The 26,531-nt window shown below is 65.3% G+C and carries 19 protein-coding genes; 12 read left to right on the top strand and 7 right to left on the bottom strand.

From position 1 onward, the window contains the following. Positions 1 to 57 precede the first annotated feature (57 nt). Positions 58 to 2,010: a hypothetical protein gene (locus NA29_RS10685; protein ID WP_039398059.1), complete on the bottom strand. Its 1,953-nt coding sequence runs from the start codon at positions 2,008 to 2,010 to the stop codon at positions 58 to 60. 244 nt (positions 2,011 to 2,254) lie between these two features. After that, positions 2,255 to 3,352 carry a succinylglutamate desuccinylase gene (gene astE, locus NA29_RS10690; protein ID WP_084104208.1) on the bottom strand — a complete coding sequence of 366 codons (1,098 nt, stop codon included), beginning with the start codon at positions 3,350 to 3,352 and terminating at the stop codon, positions 2,255 to 2,257. 197 nt (positions 3,353 to 3,549) lie between these two features. Between astE and astD the strand changes: the two genes are divergently transcribed. From astD to NA29_RS10720, 6 genes are all read left to right on the top strand, one after another. Continuing rightward, a complete protein-coding gene (gene astD / locus NA29_RS10695; protein WP_039403043.1) occupies positions 3,550 to 5,031 on the top strand; it encodes a succinylglutamate-semialdehyde dehydrogenase in 1,482 nt (493 codons plus the stop codon). An 83-nt stretch (positions 5,032 to 5,114) separates the two neighbouring features. After that, entirely contained in the window at positions 5,115 to 6,476 is a 1,362-nt protein-coding gene (gene astB, locus NA29_RS10700; protein WP_039398062.1) for an N-succinylarginine dihydrolase, read from the top strand. 64 nt (positions 6,477 to 6,540) lie between these two features. Beyond that, complete coding sequence (locus NA29_RS10705; protein WP_039398064.1) at positions 6,541 to 7,089, top strand: NADPH-dependent FMN reductase; 549 nt, start codon at positions 6,541 to 6,543, stop codon at positions 7,087 to 7,089. Positions 7,090 to 7,307: 218 nt separating this feature from the next. Beyond that, entirely contained in the window at positions 7,308 to 7,601 is a 294-nt protein-coding gene (locus NA29_RS10710; protein WP_039403045.1) for a DUF1488 family protein, read from the top strand. Positions 7,602 to 7,946: 345 nt separating this feature from the next. Beyond that, positions 7,947 to 8,156, top strand: a complete 210-nt coding sequence (locus NA29_RS10715) for a DUF2964 family protein (protein WP_039398066.1) — start codon at positions 7,947 to 7,949, stop codon at positions 8,154 to 8,156. 216 nt (positions 8,157 to 8,372) lie between these two features. After that, positions 8,373 to 8,564 carry a DUF2964 family protein gene (locus tag NA29_RS10720; RefSeq protein WP_039398068.1) on the top strand — a complete coding sequence of 64 codons (192 nt, stop codon included), beginning with the start codon at positions 8,373 to 8,375 and terminating at the stop codon, positions 8,562 to 8,564. Positions 8,565 to 8,594: 30 nt separating this feature from the next. Here the strand turns inward: NA29_RS10720 and NA29_RS10725 are convergent, their stop codons facing one another. Then, a complete protein-coding gene (locus tag NA29_RS10725) occupies positions 8,595 to 9,344 on the bottom strand; it encodes a class I SAM-dependent methyltransferase (protein ID WP_039398070.1) in 750 nt (249 codons plus the stop codon). A 261-nt stretch (positions 9,345 to 9,605) separates the two neighbouring features. Here NA29_RS10725 and NA29_RS10730 point away from each other — a divergent pair, with 261 nt between their 5' ends. Then, positions 9,606 to 10,904 carry a TIGR03862 family flavoprotein gene (locus tag NA29_RS10730; RefSeq protein WP_072633252.1) on the top strand — a complete coding sequence of 433 codons (1,299 nt, stop codon included), beginning with the start codon at positions 9,606 to 9,608 and terminating at the stop codon, positions 10,902 to 10,904. Positions 10,905 to 10,973: 69 nt separating this feature from the next. Here the strand turns inward: NA29_RS10730 and NA29_RS10735 are convergent, their stop codons facing one another. The 4 genes from NA29_RS10735 to NA29_RS10750 form a co-directional block, all read right to left on the bottom strand. Beyond that, on the bottom strand, positions 10,974 to 12,134 hold the full coding sequence (locus tag NA29_RS10735; RefSeq protein ID WP_039398072.1) for a methyltransferase: 1,161 nt from the start codon (positions 12,132 to 12,134) through the stop codon (positions 10,974 to 10,976). A 95-nt stretch (positions 12,135 to 12,229) separates the two neighbouring features. Beyond that, positions 12,230 to 14,116, bottom strand: a complete 1,887-nt coding sequence (locus NA29_RS10740; RefSeq protein WP_052252825.1) for an FUSC family protein — start codon at positions 14,114 to 14,116, stop codon at positions 12,230 to 12,232. 97 nt (positions 14,117 to 14,213) lie between these two features. Further along, positions 14,214 to 14,864 carry an HAD-IB family hydrolase gene (locus NA29_RS10745; RefSeq protein ID WP_039398075.1) on the bottom strand — a complete coding sequence of 217 codons (651 nt, stop codon included), beginning with the start codon at positions 14,862 to 14,864 and terminating at the stop codon, positions 14,214 to 14,216. 6 nt (positions 14,865 to 14,870) lie between these two features. After that, positions 14,871 to 15,221, bottom strand: coding sequence for a hypothetical protein (locus tag NA29_RS10750; protein WP_150777219.1), 351 nt, complete (start codon positions 15,219 to 15,221; stop codon positions 14,871 to 14,873). A 286-nt stretch (positions 15,222 to 15,507) separates the two neighbouring features. Between NA29_RS10750 and bcsB the strand changes: the two genes are divergently transcribed. The 5 genes from bcsB to bcsA all read left to right on the top strand — a co-directional run bounded on the left by bcsB (position 15,508) and on the right by bcsA (position 26,523). Next, positions 15,508 to 17,865: a cellulose biosynthesis cyclic di-GMP-binding regulatory protein BcsB gene (gene bcsB / locus NA29_RS10755; RefSeq protein WP_052252826.1), complete on the top strand. Its 2,358-nt coding sequence runs from the start codon at positions 15,508 to 15,510 to the stop codon at positions 17,863 to 17,865. After that, positions 17,866 to 19,125: a cellulose synthase complex periplasmic endoglucanase BcsZ gene (gene bcsZ / locus NA29_RS10760; protein WP_039398079.1), complete on the top strand. Its 1,260-nt coding sequence runs from the start codon at positions 17,866 to 17,868 to the stop codon at positions 19,123 to 19,125. It abuts the gene before it with no gap. After that, positions 19,098 to 22,964, top strand: a complete 3,867-nt coding sequence (locus NA29_RS10765; RefSeq protein ID WP_039398081.1) for a cellulose synthase subunit BcsC-related outer membrane protein — start codon at positions 19,098 to 19,100, stop codon at positions 22,962 to 22,964. Before bcsZ ends, NA29_RS10765 begins: the two co-directional genes overlap by 28 nt. Positions 22,965 to 23,044: 80 nt before the next feature. Then, complete coding sequence (locus tag NA29_RS10770) at positions 23,045 to 23,824, top strand: cellulose synthase operon protein YhjQ/BcsQ (RefSeq protein WP_039398083.1); 780 nt, start codon at positions 23,045 to 23,047, stop codon at positions 23,822 to 23,824. Then, on the top strand, positions 23,821 to 26,523 hold the full coding sequence (bcsA, locus tag NA29_RS10775; RefSeq protein WP_052252827.1) for a UDP-forming cellulose synthase catalytic subunit: 2,703 nt from the start codon (positions 23,821 to 23,823) through the stop codon (positions 26,521 to 26,523). The genes NA29_RS10770 and bcsA overlap by 4 nt, the downstream gene beginning before the upstream one ends. The last annotated feature ends 8 nt before the right edge of the window (positions 26,524 to 26,531 follow it).

The raw sequence follows: 26,531 nt of genomic DNA on the forward strand, positions 1-26,531 counted from the left end.
GCTTGGAGAGCAAGATGCCACGCCGGGGCAGTCACGGCAAGTGCGCGCAACACTTCGTCACAAAGCCGTCTGGATGTCCTCGGGTTCGCCAGCTTCGTCCGGGGCCATGGCCATCTGGTGTCTCGCGGGTGGCGATACCCCGGCGGGCGGGATCGACGTCCCCCGTTTGCGTGCCTGAAAGCTCTGATGTCCGGGATGCAGGTCATGGGGTTCGGCTGGCACAGGATCACCGACGTCGCTATCCGACGACGTGCTGGTGGCATCGTTCATCGGCAGGAAGACGGCGTCGTCGCCGGACGTGTCACCGGCATCGGTGTGTTGTCCATTGGCGACGGAAAAGGCGTTCGTGCGGTGGCTAGCCGGGCTGGCCGGACTGACCGGACTGTCAGGCAGGTCCGAGTGAGAGCCGCCGGAGGAGCGCCCCGAATCGGCCTGCGAGGTCAGTGTGACGGTGCTGATCTTCGGGCGTCCTCGCCGACGCGTGTAGGCCGTGGCAATCGCCTCATGCCGCGACGCCATGCCCTGCATCGACACGAAGGACGCAATCAGTCCATAAAGCACGCAGAGCACCGCCTGTGTGTGCCAGTCGACGCCCCCGCTTGCGGCACTGCCTGCCTCCGGGGGCGTGGTCGCATTAGCGCTGAGCGTCATCGCGTTTTCCCACGCGGTCTCGTCGGTGCCGGACGCGTCGAACGCATCGTCGATTTCCCCGGTCACGGAAGTCGAGCCGTGGAACGTCGACAGAAAATAGAAGCCGAGGGTCAGCGTGAGCCAGATAGCCTTCGGCGCGCCGGAGCGCAGCAACTCCCTGAAGGCGGTCTGAAACGCGGGCCAGAACGAATCGCCGCCCTCCGGCGCGACGTCATCGCTCATCTTGCAGATTAGATCCGCAAAGCGATCCTGCAATAGCGGCTCGAGCCGGGCATGGTCCGGGTCCAGCGCGATGCGGTCGATGATCGGCCCGAGGAACGTGCCGGGGATCGGACACAACAGGATCTCGAGCGCGGCGTGGATCGTGCTGCCGAATCGATGCGTCATGATGCCCGGTACGGCACTCGACAGCCCGGCTTCTGCGGCGATTCTCGCCAGATTGCGCACGACACCGTAGCAAAACACGAATCCGATCACATGTGCGGCAACGTCTCGTACCGGATGTCGCAGCATGGTGCTAACGGCTTCGAGCGACTGCGTCGGTGTGATTCGCGCCATCCGGCTCGCCAGTTCAGGATGCCCTGCGGTAAAGCGCGCCATGCCGATCAGGTTGATCAGCACAACCCCCATCGCTTCGATAGGTGGCCACATGAGGGCGAGACGCCGCTGAGGATCGACAGTGTCCGCGAGTACGGCGAGCACGGTGGAGCCGAGCGCGAAGGGAAACGCGTCGCGCTCCAGTCCGATTTGCATCGCGCGCCAGGAGACGCCGGGGTGCTCGTGACGAACGAGCGCATCGAGCCGATGCCGGACCGTGTCGACGCACAGGCCGCGCTGAGCCAGCAGTTGCGATTCCGTGCGCAGATGGGGAAGCAGGTCGTCGAACCACGGCGGCGTGGCCGTCATGGTGTTGGGGCGAGCACCCATGCGCGATGCAGGCGCTGGAGACCTGGCGCGCGTCGCGGCGTTGCCGTGCATGCGTTCAAAGCGGCGCAGCGCGGGTACGGCGACCTCGTCACGTAGCATCGTGTAGATCTGATCGGCTGCGGCGGGGGCATCCCGTGCGATGGACAGGCCTGATGCAAGGGCGCGTCCCCCTTGTGCATCCCGCGACGATGCCAGGTTGGCAGTGCGCCGCAGCACGAGCGAGAGTTCGTCGCCGTGTTCGCGGGGAATCGCCTGTGCGACAGTGGTGATCCGAGGGCCCTGAGTCAGCATCAGAGCTGCCTGCTGCGCACGCGCGAAATCGCCGACGAGGCGCCGCGCGGGTGTGGTCGATGGTGTAGGCGTCGCGCGCTCGACGCTCAACGCGTTGACGCGTGAAATGTAAGAAGGGGCGAGCGAGAGTTCGTGAGGCATGTCGTCGGTGGACGGCCGGACGCGCGCGTTTTCCCGATTCCCTTTACCCGCGACGCCCGCGGCCGTTTCGCAGGAGAAATGAAGTGGGCGATGCTACCCGTATCCCCGCGCGACGACGACGCCCGGACAGGCGTTTAAAACCGTTCATTCGCGATCCTGCGTAGGCGCCGTCGCACATTGCCAGTGACATGTCACCGGCATTCACGCAAAACGTCGCCAACCATCGGCCTGTCGGGCACCTGATTTACTCAGGCACGACCATGACGCCTGCACGCAGGCCGTTCGCTACATTCGGATTGGGAAACACGATGCGCTCTTCCGGATGCGAAACGGTGTAGGTGTTCTCGCCGTCGCGCGCTAGTACGGTACCTGCGGGATACGCCGTGAAGTTCGGCGTGTCGGCGGGCACGTCGAGGACGAATGCATCCGTACGGCGCACGATTTCGGCCGCCACCCGAAATCGTTTCGCCTGCAACACCTGTCCATCTTCGCGTGCCGCCATGTCACCGCCGGACAACCATCGGCGCAACGCGGCGTCGATGCCCGCGAAGTCGGCCAGCCGGTTCTCGCCGAAGGGCGCAACCTTGCCCAGCTCCAGCGTGCAACTCTCGGCCCCGAAACGGGCGCAAGTGTAGTAGGAGAACGTGACGGACGGCTGTTCAGTGCGCATCGTCGCTTCGATATCGGCGGCGGCGAGTGCGTCGAACCAGGCCGACTGAGGAGGACGTTCCGGCGTGCCAGGGACGACGGCAAAGCGAGGGAACAGTGAAGCGCGAATCGCGGTGTGCATGTCGACGTGACGTCGTTGACGGCGAACGCCGTCTACCCCCGCAAAGAACTGCGCCACGATGACTTCCAACTCGCGTGCGCGCTGAACGGCAGGCGACTCGGCGCGCTTGGCGTGTGCACCCTGAAACAGGCGATTGAGGTCGTATTCGAGATAGCGCTTACCTGCGCGCACGGCATCCGGGTTGCCGAGCACTACGAGCACACGCTCGCGCAGCGTCAATTTTCCGTCAGCGATGTCGTGCAAGATGCCGTCGACGATTTCGATGGGGGCGGTCTCGTCTCCGTGAATGCCGCAGGAGAGGATGGCGTCATAACGATGGCCAGGACGGCCCGTATGGCCTGCTGCGGATGCGGATGTGGCGTCGGAAGATTCGGACACATCTGACGTCGTGGGGGCAGCAACCATCCCCGGCGGCGTCAATTCCAGCACACCCTCTGCGTGCCGCTGCCAGTGCACTCCGCAAGGATCGATGCCTGCGTCATGCGGATGATCTCGCGATTCGCGTACGTCACTGAGCCAATGACGAAGGGCTGAACGTTTGGCGTCGGTCATGATGAGCATTCTCCTAAAGCTGATGCGTATTCTATGCGTGTCCATGGCGTGACCGTCATGTGACGTCGCGCATGCCCGGGGGACAGGCGATTGCAGCCGCGTGCAACGACCGCGCATTGTTCCGCCTGTCGAATCCGTGTCATCATGATCCGCATCGCACGCCGCACCATCGGGCGTGGCCTCCGGGACTGCGATTCATGACCGATCTGTACATCGAAGGTGTCTGGCGCGCTGGCAACGGTGCGCAATTCTGCTCTCTCGATCCGATGTCGGGCGACGTCGTCTGGCGCGGGCATGCTGCCGATGCGGCGGACGTGGACGCTGCGGTACAGGCAGCGCGTCGTGCCCAACGCGACTGGGCGCGGCTCGGCGTCGATGCGCGTCTGGCCATCTTGCAGCGCTTCGCAGCGATCGTGAGCGCGAACACGGAAACATTGGCGCACGCCATCGGCCGCGAAACCGGCAAGCCGCTCTGGGAAGCGCGCACCGAAGTCGCGACGATGTCCGCCAAAGTGGTCAACTCGGCCAGAGCCTATCAGGAGCGAACCGGCGAGCGACGCACTCAGGTCGCCGACGGCGAGAGTGTCGTGCGGCACCGCGCCCACGGCGTGATGGCCGTCTTTGGCCCGTACAACTTTCCCGGGCATCTCCCGAACGGGCACATCGTGCCCGCACTTCTCGCGGGCAATACCGTGGTGTTCAAACCCAGCGAACTGGCACCCGGCGTCGCGCAGCGTACGCTGGCATGCTGGATCGAAGCCGGTTTGCCGCCGGGAGTGCTCAATCTTGTGCAAGGTGCGCGCGAGACCGGCGTCGCGCTGGCCGCACATGACGCTATCGACGGCGTGTGCTTCACGGGCAGTTCTGCCACGGGGCGTGCGCTTCACCAGCAATTCGCAGGGCGACCGGACAAGATGCTCGCGCTTGAGATGGGCGGCAATAATCCGTTGATCGTCGAAACACCCGCGAACGTCGACGCCGCAGTGCACGTCGCCGTGCAGTCGGCCTTTCTATCCGCCGGACAGCGATGCACCTGCGCGCGCAGGTTGCTGGTGCCCAAAGGCGGGCAGGGCGATGCGTTCGTCGAGCGGCTGGCGTACGTCACGCAACGCATCAGCGTCGGTCGCTACGACGCCGAGCCGCAGCCATTCATGGGCGCGGTGGTGTCGTTGCAGGCCGCACGTCGCATGACGGCTGCGCAGGCCGGTTTGGTGGGGCTGGGGGCGCGCACCATTGTGCCGTTGTCTCAGCCCGATGGTCGCTCGGCGTTGCTGACGCCGGGTCTGATCGACGTCACGGCGCTTGCCGAACGCGATGCCTTGCCCGACGAGGAGTACTTTGGACCGTTGCTTCAGGTGCTGCGGTACGACACATTCGACGACGCCATCCAGCTCGCGAACCGCACCCGCTACGGACTCGCCGCCGGGTTACTGTCCGACGATCCCGCGCGATACGAACAGTTTCTGGCCGAGATACGGGCAGGCGTCGTCAACTGGAACCGTCCGACGACAGGGGCGGCGGGGGCCGCTCCGTTCGGTGGGGTGGGCGCGTCGGGCAATCATCGACCAAGTGCATGGTATGCCGCCGATTACTGCGCGTACCCGATAGCGTCGATGGAGACAGACCGCCTGGCGATGCCGGAACGCCTGAGTCCGGGATTGAATTTTGGTGCAGCGTGATTCAGGCACAATGCCGCAGATTGCTGTACGCAGTGCAGTAGGTTTTTCGTCTCAGGGTTTGGGTTTTTCTCTCAGGAATTCACATGACGCGCTTTGCCCTCGAAGCCAACTTCGACGGATTGGTCGGCCCCACGCATAACTATGCGGGTTTATCGTTTGGCAACGTGGCGTCAGCCAACAACGCCAATCGCGTATCGAACCCGCGCGAGGCCGCGTTACAGGGGCTCGCCAAGATGAAAGCGCTGGCCGACATGGGCTATGCGCAGGGTGTGTTGCCGCCGCAGGAGCGTCCGTCGGTCGCGTTGTTGCGCACGCTCGGGTTTTCGGGGGACGACGGCACCGTCATTCGTGAGGCCGCTCGCAGCGCACCGGGACTACTGGGGGCCGCCTGCTCAGCGGCGAGCATGTGGACAGCCAATGCCGCGACCGTCAGTCCGTCGGCCGACACGTCCGACGCTCGCGTGCATTTCACTGCGGCGAACCTCTGCAGCAAGCTGCACCGCGCCATCGAACACGAGACCACGTCGCGCGTGCTGCGTGCCGCGTTTCCCGACGAGGCCCATTTTGCGCATCACGACGCGTTGCCCGGCTGGCCGTCGCTCGGCGATGAGGGCGCCGCCAACCACACGCGACTATGTGGCGCGTATGGCGAGCGCGGCGTCGAGTTCTTCGTCTACGGTCGCGACGACCTCGCCACCGGCGCCGCGCCCCGGCGCTTTCCCGCCCGTCAGACGTTGCAGGCGAGTCAGGCCATCGCCCGCCTGCACGGTTTGAACGAGGCGGATGTCGTCTTCGCCCAGCAACATCCCGACGCCATCGACGCGGGCGTCTTCCATAACGACGTGATTGCGGTGGGCAACGGCAACGTGCTGTTCTGCCATGCACAGGCATTCCTCGATCAGGCGGCCGTGCTGGCCACGCTGCGCGAACGGCTGGCCGCACAGGGCACGTCGCTCGAAGTCGTCGAGGTCTCGGCTACCGACGTGTCGATGGAAGACACCGTGGGCAGTTACCTGTTTAACAGTCAGTTGCTTGCGAGAACGCCGGAGGCGCGGGGCGGCATGCGACTGGTCGTGCCACAGGAATGCCGCGAGCGCCCGGCAGTATGGCGTTATCTAGAGTCGCTAGTCGCCAGCGGTGGGCCGATTCGCGAGCTGCACGTTTTCGATTTGCGCGAAAGCATGCGTAACGGTGGTGGACCGGCGTGTCTGCGGCTGCGGGTGGTGCTCACCGAGCAAGAACGTCAGGCGGCCCACGCGGGGTTGTGGATGGACGATACCCGCTACGCCACCTTGACCGATTGGGTGAAGCGTCACTACCGCGACCGGTTGGCGGTGGCCGATCTCGCCGATCCTGCGTTGCTCGACGAGTGCCGCACCGCGCTCGACGAGCTGACGCAACTGCTTGCTCTCGGCAGCCTGTACCCCTTCCAGCGCGTGGCGTGAGCGGTGCCGAGCGTGGTGCCGCCGTCAGCACATTCCGTTTTGCAACGACAAAGGAGTCGATTCGATGACGACGATCATTGGTTTGTCCGGCAGCCTCCGCAAGGGCTCTTACAACACGGCACTGCTGATGGCCGCCAAGGCGGAGGCACCGGCGGGCGTCACCCTGGACGTCAGAACCCTTCACGGCATTCCGCTGTATGACGGCGATCTCGAAGCGAGCGAGGGGATCCCGGCGGCGGTCACAGTTCTGAAGGATGCCATCGCACAGGCCGACGGCCTGCTGCTCGCGACACCCGAGTACAACAACGGCATACCGGGCGTGTTCAAGAATGCGCTGGATTGGCTATCGCGTCCGCCAGCAGATAGTGCGCGGGTGTTCCGCGACAAGCCGGTGGCGATCATGGGCGCATCGCCCGGCGGTTTCGGCACCATCCTCAGCCAGAACGCCTGGTTGCCGGTGCTGCACACCTTACAAACCACGCCCTGGTGGCAGGGGCGGTTGATGGTGTCGCATGCGAACAAGGCCGTCGACGCGGATGGCAATCTTGTGGACGACGCTGTGCGTCAACAAGTGAAGGATTTTGTCGCAGGCTTCGTCGAATTCCTAGGGTAGTGAAACCTTGCGGGGTAATTTAGTCGTTATTAATCATTGCGTTGTGATGATTTGTTAACGTTAAATATCGAGATTCGAGTGATCCGGAACCTTCCCCAATCGATCGTGACGAACCGATAAGCGACGCAATTTTCCGATCGTCCACCGATGCACTATGCTGGATGGAACGTGTCGGCCGACACGTCGATTGCGTCCTTTCGTCAACCGGGGGTGCCGCCATGCAGATCGAGTTTCCGGATCACCGTCCCATGTTCAATTACGAAGAGCTGACGATCGAGTTTGCTGTCGTCGTCAATGGCCGCCCGATCGATTGTGCCGTCTCCGCCGAAGCGCTGGAATCCCACTTCCACGCCCACTCGGCACGCGCTGATGACCTGCTTCACGCGTTCGAACACGGTCGCAGCCGCATCCATGCCCTCACGCGCGAATACCTCGCGATGGGACTTCCCGGTCCCGTCCTGCTGCGCAGCGGGCATTTCCGCTGGGCGCAAAGTCAGAGCGCGCGCCGTTAAGCAACGGTCAACCGACAGTCGAGCGACATCCCGTAGTCAGCCGTCTTCCCATGAGGTGAAGGTAGGGCTCGGCGGGTTTCGCTCTGCCCCAACGGGCCCAAAAGGGGCCAAAAAGGGGCCAAAAAGGGGCCGAAAAGGGGCCGAAAAGGGGCCCAAAAGCGCCAAAAAGGCCCGAGATATTGACGCGCATCAAACCCCGGATGGTTAGGCATACGACTCAATTGGCGCGCCATAGCGTTCGGCGTACACTGATGTTGCCGCGAAAGAGGTTACTCCGCTAACGGATGTAGCGAACGAATGAAGGTTCGCGCGCGGCACCATTGCCGATAACTAGAAGGAGTCGCTATGGGCTCGGAATTTCGCGTCGTCATCGCCTCGATTGCGGCCTTCATGACGCTTGGCGGGGCATTCGCCACCATTCACGGACTGCTCTACGACAAGACGCACGTGATGAACGGCGGTGTTATCACGGTGCTGTTCGGGATTTTGTTCGTTGTCGTGATGCTCACACCCTGGCCGCGCGACAGCGAGGCCGAGACCAAGTCAAAGTCCTGACTTCCGACATTTTCGCTGCACGAAGGTCTGACCGGCGACGGTCGGCTTACCGTTTGCGCAACGGCGTCCTACACTGAAATCGAGGGACGCCGTCGAAGCCATCCGAAGTTTGCGCGGCCCCGGGGTGCGCCGATGTGGCGATGCCGCCGGTCGCGTGAAGTCTCGCGATCGAAGCATTGGCTTCGCAACGGGCGTGGCCTCGTTGCGAGGTGACGTATGTGCTCCGATACCCGCGTCTTCATTGCCTCCATCGCCGCGTTCGTGATGCTAGGCGGCATTTTCGCCACAATCCACGGTTTGCTCTTCAACCTGCCCGAGGTGTCCCGCTACGGCGTGGCCGCCGTGCTGGCAGGGGCGACGTGCACCGCCACGATGCTGATTCCGTGGGGTGCGCGTGACGAGTCGTGACGATTCAACTGAGCGCGTTGCGCACCCGACTTATGGCGCGGGCTTCTGTAGCCGTGCCCGCAGACACATGAACGCGGGGGCTTGGGATAGCTCGTCATAAAGCCGGGGGCTGACGGCTTTCATCTCCGGCAGCGGGAGCGGTTCGACCATGTGTTCAAGCCGCCAGCCAGCCGCTGCGGCGGCATTGAGAATGCCTGCCAGCGGACGACGGTAAGACTCGACAAAGGGCTTCGGCTCGCCGAACCCACTCCAGTACATCCCGAAGCGTGTGATCTCGAAGTAGCTGCGGTTGCGTCGCGTGCGCTCGTCGAGCCAGTCGCGCATGGGGTGTCCCATCGACCAGACCAACGTTGCGCCGGGTTTGGCGACGCGCGCGAATTCACGGAACGTCGGGCCGAGGTCTTCCACGTAATCGAGTGCGAGGGCGCTGACGATCGCGTCGAAGCTGTCGTCGCCGAGTGTGGCGAACGGTGCGCCGAGGTCCTGCACGTCGAAAGCGGCGGCCATGCCCTGGCAACGCTCGCGCGCCAGCGCGATCATTTCGGGCGTCACGTCGATGCCATAGACGGTAGCCCCTTGCTCGACAAGCCACGCGCTGTTGATGCCCGGCCCGCAGCCCGCATCGAGCACATGCAGACCGGCGACGTCGCCCAGCAACTGGCGCGTTGCAGGGCGCTCGTACAGCGCGTTGTGCGGCTTGGTGACGGCAATCTCCGCGTAACGTTCGGCGAAACTGGCGTAAGCGGTGCGTCCCATCGACGGCGGTTCGGATGACGACATTCGCGACTCCACGTGTGACGTCCTCGGCGCGAACGGCGAGCGTGCATCGGCAGCGGTGGCCGGGCAGGCGTCTCGATCGCGACAGGACGGATGAAAAATGCGGGGGAGGGATTGTAACGCCAAAGCGTCGAATGTTCCGTGAGTGGCGGCTCCCCTGCGTCAAATCGACAGGGCGTTAGAGGGTTTCATACGTCACCGATGTGGGACAATGTCGGCCTTGCCGCGCGGGCTTCCCGCCGCCGGTCTTCTTCATATTCCAGCATGCCCCCATTGAACGCACCTCACCCCTCATCCGACGATCTGAATGCTGCCCCGAACCCCGCCATCGATGTTGTCGATGTGGCGGTGATCGGCGCGGGACCGGCCGGTCTGATGGCGGCCGAAGTGCTGTCGGCGGCGGGCTGGCGCGTGGACGTGTACGACGCCATGCCCTCGGTCGGACGCAAGTTCCTGATGGCGGGCAAAGGTGGCATGAACCTCACGCATAGCGAACCCGCCGAGCCGTTCGTGGCGCGCTACGGCAAGCGCGCCGGGGCCGTCGGTCAGTGGTTGCGTCGTTTCAGCGCAGACGACGTGCGCTCGTGGTCGCATCGCTTGGGCGTCGACACGTTCGTGGGCACGTCCGGCCGAGTGTTTCCTGTCGACATGAAAGCAGCGCCGTTGTTGCGTGCGTGGCTTTCGCGGCTGCGCGCGTCAGGGGTGCGCCTGCATGTGCGGCACCGTTGGCTTGGATGGGACGAGAATGCCGCAGCAGGACCGAATCATCTGCGCTTTGCGACGCCGACCGGTGAGCGTCAGGTCTGTGCGAAAGCGGTGGTGCTGACGCTCGGCGGCGCGAGCTGGCCGCAACTGGGGTCGGACGCCGCGTGGGTGCCGTCATTGCGCGAGCACGGCGTGAGTGTCGCGCCGCTGATTCCGGCGAACGCGGGCTTCGAGGCGGACTGGACGCCGCACATGCGCGAGCGCTTCGCGGGTCATCCTGTGAAGTCCGTCACGATGACGTTGCCCGACGGCACCACGCGCCAGGGCGAATTCGTGATCTCCGAACACGGCATCGAAGGCAGTCTCGTCTATGCGATGTGCGCGCCGATTCGCGACGCCATCCGGTCGAGCGGCAGCGCGCAGGTCTATCTGGATTTGCTGCCGGACTGGAGCGCAGAGCGCGTGGCGGCAGAAGTGGCGCGTCAGCGCGGGTCACGTTCGATGGCGAGCCACTTGCAGAGTCGTCTGGGTATCGCGGGCGTGAAGGCCGCACTGCTGCGCGAATGCTTGTCTCGCGAGACGTTCAACGACCCCGCAGCGCTGGCCGCAGGGATTAAGCGCTTGCCGCTGACATTGCTCAGAGTCCGGCCGATTGCCGAAGTCATCAGCAGCGCTGGTGGCGTGTCGCTGGAATCGCTGGATGCTCAACTGATGGTCAAGGCGCTGCCCGGCGTGTTCTGTGCGGGCGAGATGCTGGACTGGGAGGCGCCCACTGGGGGCTATCTGCTGACGGCCTGCTTTGCGAGCGCCTGTGTGGCGGGAGATGGCGCGGCCGCTTACCTCGAAGCGAACCGCTGATCCGATGCTTGCCGACGGCGTTCGCCGTCGGCGCTTACTGAATCACTTGCCGGTCATGCATCCCCGAGCTTAGGCGGGGCGCACACCCAGACGCCATAGCGACGTCACTTCGGCGCGTCGCGCGGCATGCAGCGGATCGTTGGCATCGGCCGCCTTCGGGTGATTGGCCCGCACGTCGTGACGCGCCAGCACCACGAGCCCCGCGCCGTGAATCCACGACAGCAGCGTCTCACGCGTGCGCAAGCCCAGATGCTCGGCGAGATCGGACATCACCAGCCAGCCTTCGCCGCCCGGGCTCAGATGCGCAGCGAGCCCGTTCAGGAAGCCTTTGAGCATCTGGCTGTCCGGATCGTAAATGGCGTGCTCGATCGGCGCATTGGCCTTCGCGGGCAGCCACGGCGGATTACAAACGATCAGGGGCGCCTTGCCTTCCGGGAACAGGTCGGCGTCGACGATCTTCACCGCGCGGTCGTAGCCAAGACGCGTAATGTTCTCGCGCGCGCAGGCCAGTGCACGGGCATCGCGATCGGTGCCGATGACTTGCTGAACACCGCGACGTGCCAGCAGCGCCGCGATCACCCCGGTACCCGTACCGACGTCGAAAGCGAGGGACGTGGCGGGCAGCGGTGCCTGATCGATCAGTTGGAGATACTCGCCGCGCACGGGCGAGAACACGCCATACCACGGGTGGATGGAAGCACCCAGCGCCGGAATCGCGACACCCTTCTTGCGCCACTCGTGCGCACCGATCAGACCGAGAATTTCACGCAACGAGGCGACCGAGGCGTTAGCGTCCGGCGCGCCCCATGCTTCGGTGCAGGCTTCACGTACGTCAGGGGCGCGGCGCAGCGGAATGCCGTAGTCGGCGTCCAACGGGATCAGCACCATGCCGAGAATGCGCGCACGCTGCGCCTGTGCCATGCGGTGCTTGTGGAAAGCGTCGGCGGGACTCGGGGCCGGGGCATCCTTGGCGGCCGGTTTGCGACGCGGGCGATGCGGCGGACGGTCGACGCGACGCGCCATTGCTTGCATCAACTGACGCGCGTTCTGGTAATCGCCACGATAGAGCAGGGCGGTACCGCCACAGGCGAGTTGATAGGCTTCGTCGGCCGTCACGGTGTCGTCGACGACTTCGACGCGACGCGGCGGCGTGACGCCGGCTTCTGAGCGCCAGCGGGCGGTGACGGGGCGACCGTCTTCGGTCCAGTCTAGCGTCGGGGTATTGTTCATGCGGGGGTCTTCTGAAAGGCGTGGCGGCGCGCCGTGGGTGCGCCGTAAGCCCGCATTATGCCTGCGTTGGCACGTGCCCGGGCCGAAAGACGGTTTCAGTCGGGTGTGCCGGGTGCGCTAAAGAGCATGCCGATGGCCTCACGCAACACGCGATCCAGGATCGGATCGACGCCGTCGATGGGACCGTCGGGTAGCACGGGTACGGGACCACCGTGACGCAACGCGGCGGCCATGTGCGTGAGAATCGCCGCGCCGGGATGCACCGGTGCATCGTGATCGTCCCCATGCGGGACCGTGTCGGTGATCGCGTTCGCCACGCGCTCAAGTGACACCAGTGCGGGCCACCAGCGTGCGGCGCGTCGACTCACCAGGGGCGGCTCGGACAGCGCCCGCTGCAAGGCGACGCGTGTGTCGTCCAGTGCCTTGTAGGCTGCGCGTCGCGCCGCAAACGCAGCGTCCGCGTCGTGGGTGTCCGCCAGGGCTGCGTAACGGCCAAGCGCGTCGAGTGCATTCGCGACCCGCTCATCCAGTTGGCGGCGCTCCCACTTGGCCCACGGCAGATAGCCGACGAGCAGCACGATGGCGCAGGCCGCTACGGCATCGATGAAGCGCGCCAGCGCAATGTCCTGACTGCCCGGCTGCAATGCCCCCATCACCAGCATCAGGATAGGCAGCAGCAACGCGCTGAACAGTCCGTAGTTGCGCCGCAATGCCCACGGCAGGCAGGCCGCCAATGGCACCAGTGTGACGAGATTGAACCAGCCGTTGCGGTCGATGGCGACGACGGCGGCCGACACCGCCACGCCGACGATACTGCCTACGCCGCTTTGCAGCGCGCGCGCAAACACGGAGCCGTAGTTCGGCTTGAAGATCACCACGACGATCAGCGGCACCCAGTACGAGCGCGGGAGCGCTGTCACGGCGATGAAGATCTGCGCGACGAGCACGCACAAGCCAATGCGCACGAGGTAACGCCAGACGTCCGGCCACGGCCATTTCGGCATCCAGCGCGGATGCACCGCGGCGCGCGCCTGATGGCGGGCGAGCGCCACGAGCGGGGCTTCGGACGCATGCACGACGCCCGTGAGCAGCGGTTCGGCGCGACGCAGGGCGGCAGCCAGCGTCGGTGCGTCGTTTTCTTTGGCTACCGCGACGGCGGTGTCGAGCGCCACTGGCCGGTCGCGCGCAATGTTGCGTGCCACACCGTAGAGCGCTTTGCCCAGCGGCGCCGGTACTGGCTGGCCGCTCTGCACGAGCCCGATGACCGCCGACGTGATCGGCTCGGCGGCGAGAATCTGCGCGGCGCGGCGCTCCAGCACTTCCCAGCCGCTCGACGTGCTCGCCCGCGCGGTGAGTAACGTGTCGTAGGCGGCAGCAATGGCGTTTTCGAGCGAGCGCCGGGCCAGCCTCACGCGGGGTGTACCGCTGGCATCGAGCACGTTCGCCAACTGTTGGTAAATGGCGGCGACGGCATCGCGCTCGGCCGCACCAGGGTGCCTTAGCCAATGCACGGCCATGAGGAGCATGCTGAAGATGCCGCCGGCGGCGAGCAGCAACGGCGCGCGCCATTCGGGCGGGGGCAGCGCGAGGCCCCAGCCGACGATCAGGTAGACCGCGCCCTGCAACGTTGCTGCGGACGCCACGTTGCCGAACGTGCCGATGAAGCTGAAGAGCAGGATGGCGATTTGCAGCAGCACGTGGGCCAGCCACGGTTGGGTCTCGCCCACGGTGTGGATCAGCATTCCGGCGTGAAAGCCGAGCACGCCGGTCACGATGGTGATCAGGATGGAGCGGGCGCGCGAGCGATAAGGGCCGGTGCGGTCACCCGTGATGGCGGGCAGTGCGCCGAGGGCGATGAGCGAGGCGTCGGCGCCATACCCGATGGATGCGCCGATGCCCGTGGGCACGGCGACGGACAGGGCGGCGTGAACGGCGTCCCAGCGCGAGAACGCCACCGGCTCCAGACGTGCCAGTCGCGACATCCATGCGACGCGCCGCCCCGGCGGCGGCAATTCAGGTGTGGGAGGTGCTGGAGGTGTCGGGGGTGTGGGCGTCATCGCGATGGAAGCGCTCCCAGACTCACAGGGCGCGCACAGGCGCGTCGGCGTCAGTGAGCGGCATCAACTTGCCCTGACCCCGAATCCACGCATGGTCGGCACGCTCGGCCATTTCCTTGTCGCCACGGCTGTCGCCGTAAGCGAAGAGGACACGCGGCGGCGCATCGCCCCACCACGCTTCGAGGCGTCGCACCTTTTCGGGACCCCAGCAGTTCGGTTGGGCGAAGGTCCCGGTGAAACGATCCTGCGCATCGAAGGCCAGTTCGGTACTGAGCACGGCCTCGAAACCGACGCTTGTCGCCCAGGGCCGCAGGTACAAACCCGGCGACGCGCTCACGAGCACAATGCGGTGGCCCAGCGCCCGATGCTGTCGTACGCGTGCGAGCATCTCGGGACGCAGCAGGGCGGGCAACCGATGTGCGATGAAGTCTTGCGCGTCGGCTTCGAGTTGCGCGCGGGAGCGGGCTGCGAAGACCGCGCGCAGGAAAGCCGCTTTGGCCGTGCCCCGGTCGATGAGTTTCATGGCTGCCCCGATCAGCCAGGGCGACGCGAGCAATGCCCCCGCCACAAAGCGCGGTGTGCCGACAGTGCGGCGCACGAACACGCGCAGGCTGTCCGTGGTGGAGATAGTCCCGTCGAAATCGAACGCGGCGACGATGGAAGCGTCTCGCATGCCGGGTCAGCGCGTCCCGGCCGAATGTTTCGAAGACTGAGAGAGTGGCGAGACCGACGCCGCACCTGCACGGGCGTTCGCAACGGCCACCAGATGCGGCCAGCGCTCGCTGGCCTGCTCGCTCGCGACGATGGCCTGCTCGTCGCGGTAGTGGGGCAGCACGTCGGCGCCGACGACTTCCCGCAACCGATCGATATCCGACGGATACCGTCGCTCGATCATTGCATCGGCGGCATGCTCTGCCGCGTGTTCACCCACAGGATCGACGGCAGGGGCGGCAACAGATCCAGCCGCATGTTCGACCATGCGCACGTCGGACGGGCCGGCAGCGGAGGAGGAGAGTTCGGTCTGGCTCATGCCGGGCATTCTATACGGTGCATTGCACACAGGGCAATTCCCATGGCGGCCGGTCGACCGATGTACCCGCCGCACGACACTCGGAGGCTAACGTCCGCTTGCTCACTCACACCGAGGCAAGCTAGCATGACGCAACGTGCCATTTCCAGACACATGAACTGCGCTGTCCCGCCGGGCCTTGGCTATCTTAGGATTGCCCGACGACGTGATGTGACGTCGGGTCAATGGGGCGTCGTTCGTGTGGATGTGGCGAACATGCAGCGCAAGAACAGACGAGGCATCACACATGCAGCTTCGAGCGTCTTGGTCGCGTTACACGAAGGTCTCAGCCATCTGCTTGCTGGTCGCCGCAGCGATGGACCCCGGGGGTGTCATGCTTGCGGGAGCAGCGCCCACCGCAGGCCGGACAGGCAAGGCTGCGGCACCGGCCGGTGCCACGACCGCACCGGAAGTCGCCTCTGGCGTCAGCGCGGCAGCGGATGCGTCCGGCGCTACGGCGCCGGTCATCGCGCCTGTGCCCGGCACCAGTCAGCGCACCGTCACGTTCGCCCAACTCGGGCAGACGAACGGGCTGCGTCTGCGCGGCACCGAGGGGTCGGGAGACGTCAACTTCGGAATCCGACTCGATCAGTCGGTCGCATCGGCCTTGCTCCGGTTGCGCTACGCCTATTCCCCCGCGCTGATTCCCGATCTGTCGCAGCTCAAGGTTTATCTGAACGAAGAGCTGATCGCGACGTTACCGTTCAACAAGCAGGACGGCGGCAAGAATCTCGTGCGCGACATTCCGCTCGACGCGCGCATGCTCTCGGGCTTCAATCGCGTGCGCCTCGTACTCATCGGGCATTACACGATGGAGTGCGAAGATCAGATGCATTCGAGTCTATGGGCCGATATCAGCCCGCAGAGCGAGATCATCACGAGCACGCAGCCGCTCACCCTGCGCAACGATCTGTCGACGCTGCCCGCCCCGTTCTTTGACCGTCACGACAACCGCGATCAGACCGTTCCGTTCGTGTTCGGCGCGCCGCCGTCGCTGGCAGTGGTCCATGCCGCAGGCGTGGTGGCGACGTGGGCCGGTGCGATTGGCGACTACCGTCGCACGCGCTTCCCAGTCAGCGTGAATGCGTTTCCGTCCAGGCATGGCATTGCGTTCGTGACGAACGACACCATGCTGCCCGGCCTTGATCTGCCTAAGGTCGACGCGCCGACGTTGCGTATGGTCTCGAATCCGAACGACCCGTCGCTCAAGCTGCTGGTGATTCAGGGACGTGACGCGAAGGATCTGGAGACGGCCGCGCTGGCGCTGGTCTCTGGTCGGGCGGCGCTCTCGGGCGACGCGACCCGCATCGCCGAGCTTAAGCAGTTGCCGCCGCGTCCGGCTTACGACGCACCGCGTTGGGTGCGCACCGACCGTCCAGTGAAGCTGGGCGAACTGGTCGACAACCCGAGCGACTTGCAGGCGAATGGCTATATGCCGTGGCCGATCCGCATCCAGCTCAATCTCCCGGCCGATTTGCTCACGTGGCAAAACACCGGCGTGCCGATGGATCTGAAGTATCGTTACACGCCGCCGGTCAAGCCGGACGATTCGTCGATGAGCGTGTCGATCAACGACCAGTTCGTGCGCGCGTATCGCCTGCGCTCGGCGGGTGCGAGCAGCGACAAGAGCCATATGCTCGTCGAACTGCTGTCCGATGGCACGATGGCCGACCGCAAGGAAGTGCGCATCCCGGCGTTCCAGGTCGCGTCGCGCAACTCGCTGTCGTTCCAGTTCGCGATGGAGCCGCACAAGGAGGGCATGTGCAGCCAGACCATCACCAACGCGGCGCGCTCGGCCATCGACGCAGATTCGACCATCGACTTCAGCGAATTGCCGCATTACGCCGAGTTACCGAATCTGAGCTTCTTCGCGGGTAGCGGCTTCCCGTTCACCAAATACGCCGACCTTGCTCAGACGGCTGTCGTCATGTCGAAAACGCCGGACAAGGCGGAGCTGGAAACGGTGTTTTCGGCGCTCGGTCAGTTCGGCCGCTCCACCGGTGTGTATGCCGATCGCTTCGAGGTGCTCGACACAACGCAGACGGATCGCTTCAAGGATCGCGACCTGCTGGTCGTCGGCGGGAAAGATGCGGCCGATCTGCTAACGAAGTGGGGCAAGAATCTGCCGCTCGTCATCGACCAGACGCGTCGCGTTATGCAAGCCGAGCCTCAGGGCTACCGTGGCGACGGCGCGACCGGCTCTGCGCTCGCGGCCAGCCGCATCGGCCCGCAGCGTATGGACGCGATCTCCCAGGGCCCGCTGGCGGCGCTGGTCGGCTTCGAGTCGCCGGTGAGCAGTTCGCGCTCGGTGGTGGCGATCAACGCGTCGAGCGACGACGGACTGCTGAGCGTAGTCGATGCCATCGACACGCAGGCCAATGCGATCCACGGCGATCTGGCGGTCGTCAACGGTGCCAGCACGGCATCGTACCGACTGGGGAAGACGTACTTCGTGGGCGACGTGAGCTGGTGGACGCGCATTCGTTACCACCTCTCGAGTTATCCGATTCTGGTCGGTCTCGTCGCGTTGCTGGCGGCGTTCGCGATAGCGCTCAAGTGTTTCGGCTGGTTGCAGCGTCGCGCCGCACGTCGACTGGAGAAGTAAATGACACGCGCCGATGCTGACAGGCGGCGCCGTCGGGCCGTGCTGCGGGCGCTGGTCGCCTGTGGCGCAGGACCGGCGCTCGCCGGACTGACGCCCGCCTCGCATGCTGCGCCCACTGCGCCCACTGCACCCGCCAAGCCATCGGGCGCGTCTGCGCCGGGTGGGAAGCCTGTCGCCGGTGGCAAAGCGTGCCCGCCGGTCGACTGGGCGTCGTGGACGCGCTTCAAGGCAGGCTTTCTGAGCGACGACGGCCGCGTGGTCGACCACAGCATGGCCGACCAGCGCACCGTCTCCGAGGGCCAGGCGTACGCGCTGACGTTCGCCGTCATCGCCAACGACCGGGCCACCTTCGACAAGGTGCTCGACTGGACGGTCGACAATCTCGCGCAGGGCGACCTAACCGCGCATCTGCCTGCCTGGCTGTGGGGCAAGAAGGACGACGGTCAGTGGGGCGTGCTCGACAGCAATCCCGCCAGCGACGCCGACATGTGGATCGCCTATGCGCTGGGCGAGGCAGGGCGACTCTGGAACGTGCGTCGGTACACGGCGCTCGGTGCGCTCGTCGCCCGGCGTATCGCGTCGGAGGAAACCGACTTCATCCCCGGACTCGGGCGCACGCTGCTGCCCGCGCCCGTCGGCTTCCATCCCGCCAAGGATCTCTGGCGTCTGAACCCCAGCTATGTGCCGATGCAAGTGGTGCGGCGTCTGGCGGGGCTCTTTCCCGAGAGCGGGTGGGGGCAACTGATTACGTCCTCGCTCAAGCAGATCACGTTGACCGCGCCGCCGCTGGGCTTTGCACCCGAGTGGGCGATGTATCGCGCGGGACGCGGTTTCGACATCGATCCCGAGACACAAGGCGAGGGGAGCTACAACGCCATTCGCGTCTATCTATGGGCGGGCATGCTGGCGCCGGGCAGCGATGATTTCCGGGCGTTGATGCACTCGTTCCCCGGCATGTTGAAGTATGTGGCTGCGCATGGCGCGCCGCCCGAGCGGGTGAACACGCGCGACGGCACGGCGAAGCAGGAAGGCGGTTCGGGCTTCTCGGCGGCGCTCGTGCCGCTGCTGCAAGCTGTCGGCGACACCGCGCTTGCACGCGCGCAGGCTGAGCGGGCTCGCTCGCTGGACGCCCAGTCGCCCCCCGGCTACTACAGTTCTGTGCTCTCGCTCTTCGGATTGGGATGGCACGAAGCGCGTTTCCGTTTTGCGGCTGACGGCACATTGCAGGTGCCATGGGAGGCGGTTTGCGCGACACGCTGATCCGCTCCGCTTGCATGACGTGCCTGCTGATGGCCGCAGGCGGTGGGCATGTGCGTGCCGCGCCTGCGCCTGCGAACAGTACGGCCAAGCCCGCCGTCGCCGCGAACCGTGACGTCAGCAACCTGCTCTCGAGCGCGACGCTGTGGCACTCGCGTCATCGCAACGACCTTGCGCGTGCCGCGCTGGAAAAGGCATTGCTCGTGCAGCCGGAGCAACCGGAAGTCCTGTCGTTGCTCGGGCAGATCGATATCGAAGAGAACAAGCCTGCGGAAGCAAACAAGGCCTTGCAGACGCTGCGTGCCCGCTATCCGAACGCTCCGGCGACGAAGGCGCTGGCCGATGTGATTCGCATCAACACCGTCGATAAATCTCGCATCGCCCGTGCGCGGCTGCTGCAACGTAGCGGTCAGGCCGATGCAGCGTTCGCCGAATACAAGGCGCTGTTTCCCGACGGTCCGCCGACGGGCGATCTCGGTGTCGAGTACTACCGCGCGCAGGCCAACGCCACGAACGGCTGGCCTGCGGCGCAGCAGGGGCTGGCGAACCTGTCGAAGGTGTCGCCCGAGGATTCGCGGGCGTCGCAGTCGCTGGCCGAGCTGATGATCGACCGGCCGTCGAGTCGTCTCGCGGGCACGCGGATGGTCGCGGATCTCGCCGCGCGTCCGAACGCCGATCTGAACGCCTTGCTGCCGCTCTGGCAGAAGGGGCTTTCCAAGGCCGACGGCAACCTTGCATGGCTGCCGCTCTATCAACGCTATCTCGCACTTGCGCCCAACGACGCCGACATCCGTGCGGCCTACGACAAGCTGAATGCGCAACAAGCGGCGCGCACGCGCATGCTTAACGACCCCGCATACAAGTCGCGTCAGGCGGGCATCAAGGCGCTGGATCAGGGGCGTCTTAACGACGCTGAGAAGTCGCTCGATGCCGCCCGCGTCAAGCGCCCCAACGATGGCGAACTGCTCGGCTCGCTGGGTCTGGTGAAGATGCGTCAGGGCGATCACAAAGGCGCGCAGGAACTGTTTGCGCAGGCCTTGCGCAAAGACCCCGACAACGCGGGCAAGTGGCGCAGTCTGTTGAAGACGTCGCAGTTCTGGGGCGCGATGTCGCAGGCGCGCGACGCCCGTGATGCCGGACGTCTGGACGAAGCGGACCGTCTTGTGCGCGGCGCGCTCGCCAGCGACCCGAACAACCCAGACGGACTCGCACTGCTAGGCGACATCGCGCTGGACGACAAGCGCGACAAGGACGCTGAGCGTCTTTTCCAGCAGGCGTTGAAGATCGAGCCGGACAACGACACGGCGCTGCGCGGCATGATCACGCTGTACTCGCGTCAGCAACGCCGCACGGAACTGGCGAACCTGTTGGGCGATCTGCGACGTCGTTTTCCGCAAGACAAGGCGCGCTTCGACAAGGCTGAGGCGGCAGCGCTGTCGGATGACGCCGATCGCGCCATCGCCGAAGGGCACAACGGTCCCGCACTTGCCGCGCTCGAGCGCGCCGTCGCTCTTGATCCGGGCAACGCATGGACGCGCTACTCGCTCGCGAGCCTCTATCGCAAACTTCGTCTGCCGCAGATCGGGCGAGAAGTCATGGCCGAAGGCATGCGCCAGCCGTTGGAGGCCGACGACCGTGCGCAGATGCTTTACGCGCAGGCCATCTATCTCAACGTGATCGACGACGAGGCCGGTGCCCGCGAATCGCTCGCGCAGATTCCGGCGGCGAACGTCACCCCGTCGATCAAACGCATGCAGACGACGCTGGCGATTCGCGACACGGCGCGCCTGGCGCGCGAGGCGCGTGCGGCAGGCAACGACGACGATAGCGAGCGCCGCTATGGCGAAGCGCTTTCGCTGGCGGGCGACGATCCCGAGCTGATCGGCGAGGTCGCACGGGCGCGGGTGTCGGCGGGGCAACCCGATCAGGGGTTGGCGCTCATGCGCGACTGGCTCGCGGCGCACGCCGACAAACCGCAGCCTGATGCGCAATTGCGCTATGCCGAGTTGCTCAATACGGCCGAGCGCGACGAGGAACTGGGCACCTTCCTCGCGAGCATGGAACCGTCTACGCTCGGTGCCGACCAGCGCGACGAATGGCAGGATCTTCAGGACCGGCTGGCACTGCGTCAGGCGGACCGTGCCCGCGCGTTGGGCGACTTCGACACGGCGCAGCAAAAGCTCGAACCGCTGCTCTCGCGTCAACCACCGGACAAGCGCGCGTTGTCGACGTTGGGCGACATCTATTTCGACGAACGCCGTTTCGACGATGCCCGCAAGATTGCCGAAGACCAGATCCGCCAGGATCCGACGAATCAGGATGCCCGTCTGTCGCTCGTGCGTGTGCTGTACGAACAGCAGGACGACGAGGCCGCCAACCGCGAACTCGACCGCGCGCTCGCTGAAGCTCCGCCCGACGACGTGTGGACGCAACTCGCCGCCGTGCGGCGTCTGACCGCCATGGAGCGCTACGACGAAGCCATCGCGCTCAACGACCGGTTGCGCACGCAGTTCCCCGACACGTCGGCCGTCACCGTGCAGCGCGGACGCATTGCACAGTCGCAACGTCACTACAACGAAGCGAAGGGGTGGTACGACCAGGCACGCAAGGAAGAGATCGTGCAGGGCGCGCTGCCGGGCTACGACGGCATGACGTCGGCCGAGTCGGCCATCGATTCGCTGGAGTCGCGCCGTAACAGCTATGTCGCAGCCGGTTACGAAATCGACCAGAAGAAGGGCGACGGCGGCATCTCGATGTTCAACGCCCGCGCCGTCCCGCTCTATGGTCAGTACGCTGTGGGCTACGACGGCCATGTCTTCGCGCAGACGGATTACGTCAGCGCCGATTCGGGCGACTTGCCGCTCAATGGCACCTCGGAGTTCGGCACGCTGCCGTTCCTGAACGTGGCGTCGTTCCGTGCGGCGAATCCCGGCGTGCAGAGCGACTACGGCACGAAGCGTCAGAAGGCGCATGGGCAGGCGCTCATGCTCGGTTATGAGAACGACTGGATTCGCGCCGATATCGGCCACACGCCGGTCGGCTTCCCGATTTCCTATGTGACGGGGGGCGTGCGACTGTTCGGCAATCTCGGGCGCTACAACTACTGGGTCGACGCGTCACGTCGGCCGATGACCGGCAGCATGGTGTCGTACGCCGGGGCGTATCTGCCGCTGCCCGAAGTATTCGGTGACGGCAAGTGGGGCGGCGTGCGTCGCGATGCGATCACGTTCCACGCGTCGCGCGACTTCACGAAGTGGGGCATCTTCGGCGAGGCCAGCGTGGCACGTCTCACGGGCGAGAACGTGCTGAACAACTCGGAAGTGTCGGCCCGTGCGGGTGTCGATCTGCCGTTGATCTACAAGCGCGATATGCGCCTGAATACCGGCCTCACGCTGTTCTTCGACAGCTTCGCGCAGAACGAACGCTATTACACGTACGGTCACGGCGGTTACTACAGCCCACAAACCTATGTGTCGCTCACGTTGCCGCTCGAATGGTATGGCCGCACGCAACGCTGGTCGTATTACCTGCGCGGTTCGGTGTCGTTCTCGCAGAGTCAGGAAAAAGCCATGCCGTACTTCCCGACGAACGGCGCGTTGCAGGCCGCGAGTGGCGATCTGACCTACGGCTCCGGTGGCGGCTTCGGCGTGGGCTTCTCCGTGACGGGGCGCGCCGAGTACTGGGTCAACCGCCATTGGGTGATCGGCGGACAGGTGCAGTTTGAGCGTTCCGACTACTACGCGCCGAATCGTTTCCTCGTCTACATGCGCTATCACTTCGACGCCCGCCGTGGCGACGTACCGATGCCACCGTCGCCGGTTCGCCCGATCTGGAGTTACTGACACATGAGCGCTCGCGTCGATACCGAATTCATGATGACAAACGATGTCGTTCGGCCTGTGATCCCGGCCGGGGAGGGTGCATGCTGACACTCATCGCCATCGTTTCTACCGCAGGCGGCGCGGGGCGAAGCACCGTGACGGCGCATCTCGCCGCGCAACTCGCCCATGCCGGACAGCCGGTCGCCGTGCTTGAACTTGATGCGCAGAACGCGATCGGTGCGCTGCTCGGGTTGCGTGAGACCTGTGAGACGGGCGTGCTGTCGTCCGGCGTGGCGCCGGACGGCTGGCGCGCGGTATTACGCGACACGCCCGCCGGGGTCCCGTTGCTGCCCTCGGGCCGCACGAGTGTCGGCAATCTATCTGCGATGGCGCAATGGCTGCAGGGCGATGTGGGCGGATTGCGTCGTCAGTTGACGGCCGTCGGCTTGCCCGAAGGCGCGCGTGTCCTGATCGACACCCAGCGCCTACCCGATGCCATCGCACTGGCCGCCGTTGCGGCGGCCGATCTGGTGCTGGGCGTGGTGCCCGTCACGACGGCCGGTTACGTGACGCAACCGGATCTGATGGCCGCGTGCGACGGTCGCGTGCAGATCGTGCCGAACGTGGCGGCAGCCAATTCGTCGCTCAACAACGATCTGCTGAATCTGATTCAGGGACGTGGTGGCGACGCCGTGGTCCCGGTGCGCATCCATCGCGATATCGCCGTCGGCATGGCGGCGGCGAACGGTGTGACGCTGGCCAAAGCGGGCAACGGCTCGCAGGCCGCGCTCGACTTCGTTCATCTCGAAGCGTGGTTGCAGCGCGCAACGGAGGTGGGGGATGGGAGTGAGGGCGCCGCCAAGGGAGGCACGCGCCGATGATCAGCGACGCGCTGCGCTCCCTCTATCGGCTCGGACGCGATATTCTCGCGGTGCGTCTGGTCGTGCCGCATCGCCCGGACGGGCGTCCGCCGGGCGTCATGCAGTGGATGCTGGCCGCGACCGTGCGCTCGCCGCAGCACCGATGGTGGATCTCGCAGATGTCGGACCATGTAGTGGCGCGTCTGGCCGTGCGACTCGATGTCCGTCAACTGGACGAATGGCGCGACTGGTGGCTGCGCGCAGTGTTTCAACCGGCGCGCTCCGGTCGTCCCGACTACCCGGGCCGGGCCTTCGCATGGCTTAACGAACGGTTGACGCAACGGCTCGACGTGCCAGCCGATGCGGGCTTCTGGCACGTTGTCGGTGCAATGCTGTGGCGTCGCAGCGATCGGCGTCCGGCATTTCCTCCCTATACCGCGTGGCTCGCGTTCCGACGGGGCAACGAACGGCTGCGTCTGTGGCTCGTGCAGACACTCTTCGGCATTCCGCCCGACACGCCCGCCGAACTCGCGCATCGCTTCGACCGGAAGCTGGAAAAGGTCATGCAATGGCGCGTGACGTCGACCATCGTTGCATTGCTGGGGTTGTTCGGCGTGTTCTGGATCGTCACCACGCCGTTCGATCCGTTCTCGCAGTTGCTGTTCTCGATCTGCACGCTCACGCTAGCGCTGGTGTTCCGTCGTCTCGACAGCCAGTACTCGGTGCTGGTGCTGATCGGCCTGTCGCTCACGTCGACGGTGCGTTACGTGTGGTGGCGTCTCACGCAGTCGCTCGCGTTCGATACCGTGGCGGAAGCCGCCGTCGGCTACACACTCGTCGCCGCCGAAATGTATACGTGGATGATTCTGCTGTTCGGTTACATCCAGACGATCTGGCCGCTGCATCGCCGTATCACGCCGCTGCCGCCGGACACCCGTGAATGGCCGACCGTCGACGTCTACATTCCGACCTACAACGAAGGGCTGGATGTGGTGCGCCCGACCGTGTATGCCGCGTGCGGCATCGACTGGCCGCCCGAGAAGCTCAATATCTATCTGCTCGACGACGGACGCCGTCCGGAGATGCGCGAGTTCGCGGCGCAAGCCGGGGTGCATTACATGACGCGCCCCGACAATCGTCACGCGAAGGCGGGCAACATCAACCATGCGCTCGGCAAGACACAGGGCGAGTTCATCGCGATCTTCGACTGCGATCACATTCCCGTGCGCTCGTTCCTGCAAACGACGATGGGCTCGTTCCTCAAGGACGAACGTTGCTCGCTCGTGCAGACGCCTCACCACTTCTTCTCCGACGACCCGTTCGAGCGCAACCTCGCCACACGTGGTGCGGTGCCGAACGAAGGGCGTCTGTTCTACGGGGTCGTGCAGGACGGCAACGACTTCTGGAACGCCTCGTTCTTCTGCGGTTCCTGTGCGGTGTTGCGTCGCACGGCGCTCGACGAGGTTGGGGGCGTGGCCGTCGAGACGGTGACGGAGGACGCGCATACGGCGCTCAAGATGCACCGTCGCGGCTGGAATACGGTCTACCTCAAGGTCGTTCAGGCCGCAGGTCTGGCGACGGAATCGCTGTCAGGACACGTCGGGCAGCGCATTCGCTGGGCGCGCGGCATGGCGCAGATCTTCCGCGTCGACAATCCGCTGTTCGGCCGGGGCCTGAAGATCGGTCAGCGCATCTGCTACGCGAACGGCATGCTGCACTTCTTCTACGGCATTCCGCGCATCATCTTCCTGCTCGCGCCGATCTGCTATCTGTTCTTCGGGCTGCATATCGTGCAGGCAGCGGCGTTAAGCATTTGCGCTTACGTGCTGCCGCACATTGCGCACGCGAATATCGCCAACTCGCGCATTCAGGGCAAGTACCGGCACTCGTTCTGGTCGGATGTCTACGAAGCGGTGCTGGCCTGGTACGTCGCGCTGCCGACGACCGTCGCGTTCATCAACCCGCGCTACGGCAAATTCAACGTGACCGCGAAGGGCGGGCTGATCGAACAGAGTTTCTTCGACTGGAGCATCTCGAAGCCTTATCTGGTGCTGCTCGGCTTTAATGTCGCGGGTTTTCTGGCGGGCATTCTGCGCTACTTCTACGGCCCTGCACACGAGTCGGGAGCGCTGGTGTTCAACCTGCTCTGGGTGACGTTCAACCTCGCCGTGTTGGGGGCGGCGGTGGCCGTGGCGACGGAAGTGAAGCAGGTGCGGCGCACACACCGGGTGTCGATGCGCATGCCCGCCACGCTTTATCTGCCGGACGGCCGCACCGTAGCCTGTCACACTCGCGACTTCTCGGGCGGTGGGCTGGCGCTGGTGCTGCCGGTCGCAATCGATCCGGCCGTGGGCACCGAGGCGCACGTGGCGCTCGCACGGGGCGCGACCGAGTACGGCTTCCCTGTGAGTGTCGTCGGTGCGCGCGGCAACCAGCTCTTCCTCGCGTTCATGCCACTCACGGCCGAGCAGGACAAACATCTCGTGCAGTTCACGTTCGGGCGCGCGGACGCGTGGCGCGACTGGGACGCCGAGCGCACGCGCGACGAACCGATCAAGGCGTTGTTCGAGATGCTGGCGATGGGGCTGCGAGGCTATCAGGTGCTGGCCAATTACCTCCTGAGCAAGCTGGTAACGCGCTGGCAGAATAGTCTGCGTGGAGCACGGCAAGCGTGGCGCGATGTGCCCGATACGCCCGATACGCCCGACACACGTGCCTGAGACCAAGG

Source organism: Pandoraea sputorum (genome assembly GCF_000814845.2).
GTDB classification, from domain to species: domain Bacteria; phylum Pseudomonadota; class Gammaproteobacteria; order Burkholderiales; family Burkholderiaceae; genus Pandoraea; species Pandoraea sputorum.

Coding starts and splice junctions, on each gene's coding strand:
- NA29_RS10685 (WP_039398059.1), bottom strand. CDS start 2,010: ATGCCTCACGAACTCTCGCTCGCCCCTTCTTACATTTCACGCGTCAAC.
- astE (WP_084104208.1), bottom strand. CDS start 3,352: ATGACCGACGCCAAACGTTCAGCCCTTCGTCATTGGCTCAGTGACGTA.
- astD (WP_039403043.1), top strand. CDS start 3,550: ATGACCGATCTGTACATCGAAGGTGTCTGGCGCGCTGGCAACGGTGCG.
- astB (WP_039398062.1), top strand. CDS start 5,115: ATGACGCGCTTTGCCCTCGAAGCCAACTTCGACGGATTGGTCGGCCCC.
- NA29_RS10705 (WP_039398064.1), top strand. CDS start 6,541: ATGACGACGATCATTGGTTTGTCCGGCAGCCTCCGCAAGGGCTCTTAC.
- NA29_RS10710 (WP_039403045.1), top strand. CDS start 7,308: ATGCAGATCGAGTTTCCGGATCACCGTCCCATGTTCAATTACGAAGAG.
- NA29_RS10715 (WP_039398066.1), top strand. CDS start 7,947: ATGGGCTCGGAATTTCGCGTCGTCATCGCCTCGATTGCGGCCTTCATG.
- NA29_RS10720 (WP_039398068.1), top strand. CDS start 8,373: ATGTGCTCCGATACCCGCGTCTTCATTGCCTCCATCGCCGCGTTCGTG.
- NA29_RS10725 (WP_039398070.1), bottom strand. CDS start 9,344: ATGTCGTCATCCGAACCGCCGTCGATGGGACGCACCGCTTACGCCAGT.
- NA29_RS10730 (WP_072633252.1), top strand. CDS start 9,606: ATGCCCCCATTGAACGCACCTCACCCCTCATCCGACGATCTGAATGCT.
- NA29_RS10735 (WP_039398072.1), bottom strand. CDS start 12,134: ATGAACAATACCCCGACGCTAGACTGGACCGAAGACGGTCGCCCCGTC.
- NA29_RS10740 (WP_052252825.1), bottom strand. CDS start 14,116: ATGTCGCGACTGGCACGTCTGGAGCCGGTGGCGTTCTCGCGCTGGGAC.
- NA29_RS10745 (WP_039398075.1), bottom strand. CDS start 14,864: ATGCGAGACGCTTCCATCGTCGCCGCGTTCGATTTCGACGGGACTATC.
- NA29_RS10750 (WP_150777219.1), bottom strand. CDS start 15,221: ATGAGCCAGACCGAACTCTCCTCCTCCGCTGCCGGCCCGTCCGACGTG.
- bcsB (WP_052252826.1), top strand. CDS start 15,508: ATGCAGCTTCGAGCGTCTTGGTCGCGTTACACGAAGGTCTCAGCCATC.
- bcsZ (WP_039398079.1), top strand. CDS start 17,866: ATGACACGCGCCGATGCTGACAGGCGGCGCCGTCGGGCCGTGCTGCGG.
- NA29_RS10765 (WP_039398081.1), top strand. CDS start 19,098: ATGGGAGGCGGTTTGCGCGACACGCTGATCCGCTCCGCTTGCATGACG.
- NA29_RS10770 (WP_039398083.1), top strand. CDS start 23,045: ATGCTGACACTCATCGCCATCGTTTCTACCGCAGGCGGCGCGGGGCGA.
- bcsA (WP_052252827.1), top strand. CDS start 23,821: ATGATCAGCGACGCGCTGCGCTCCCTCTATCGGCTCGGACGCGATATT.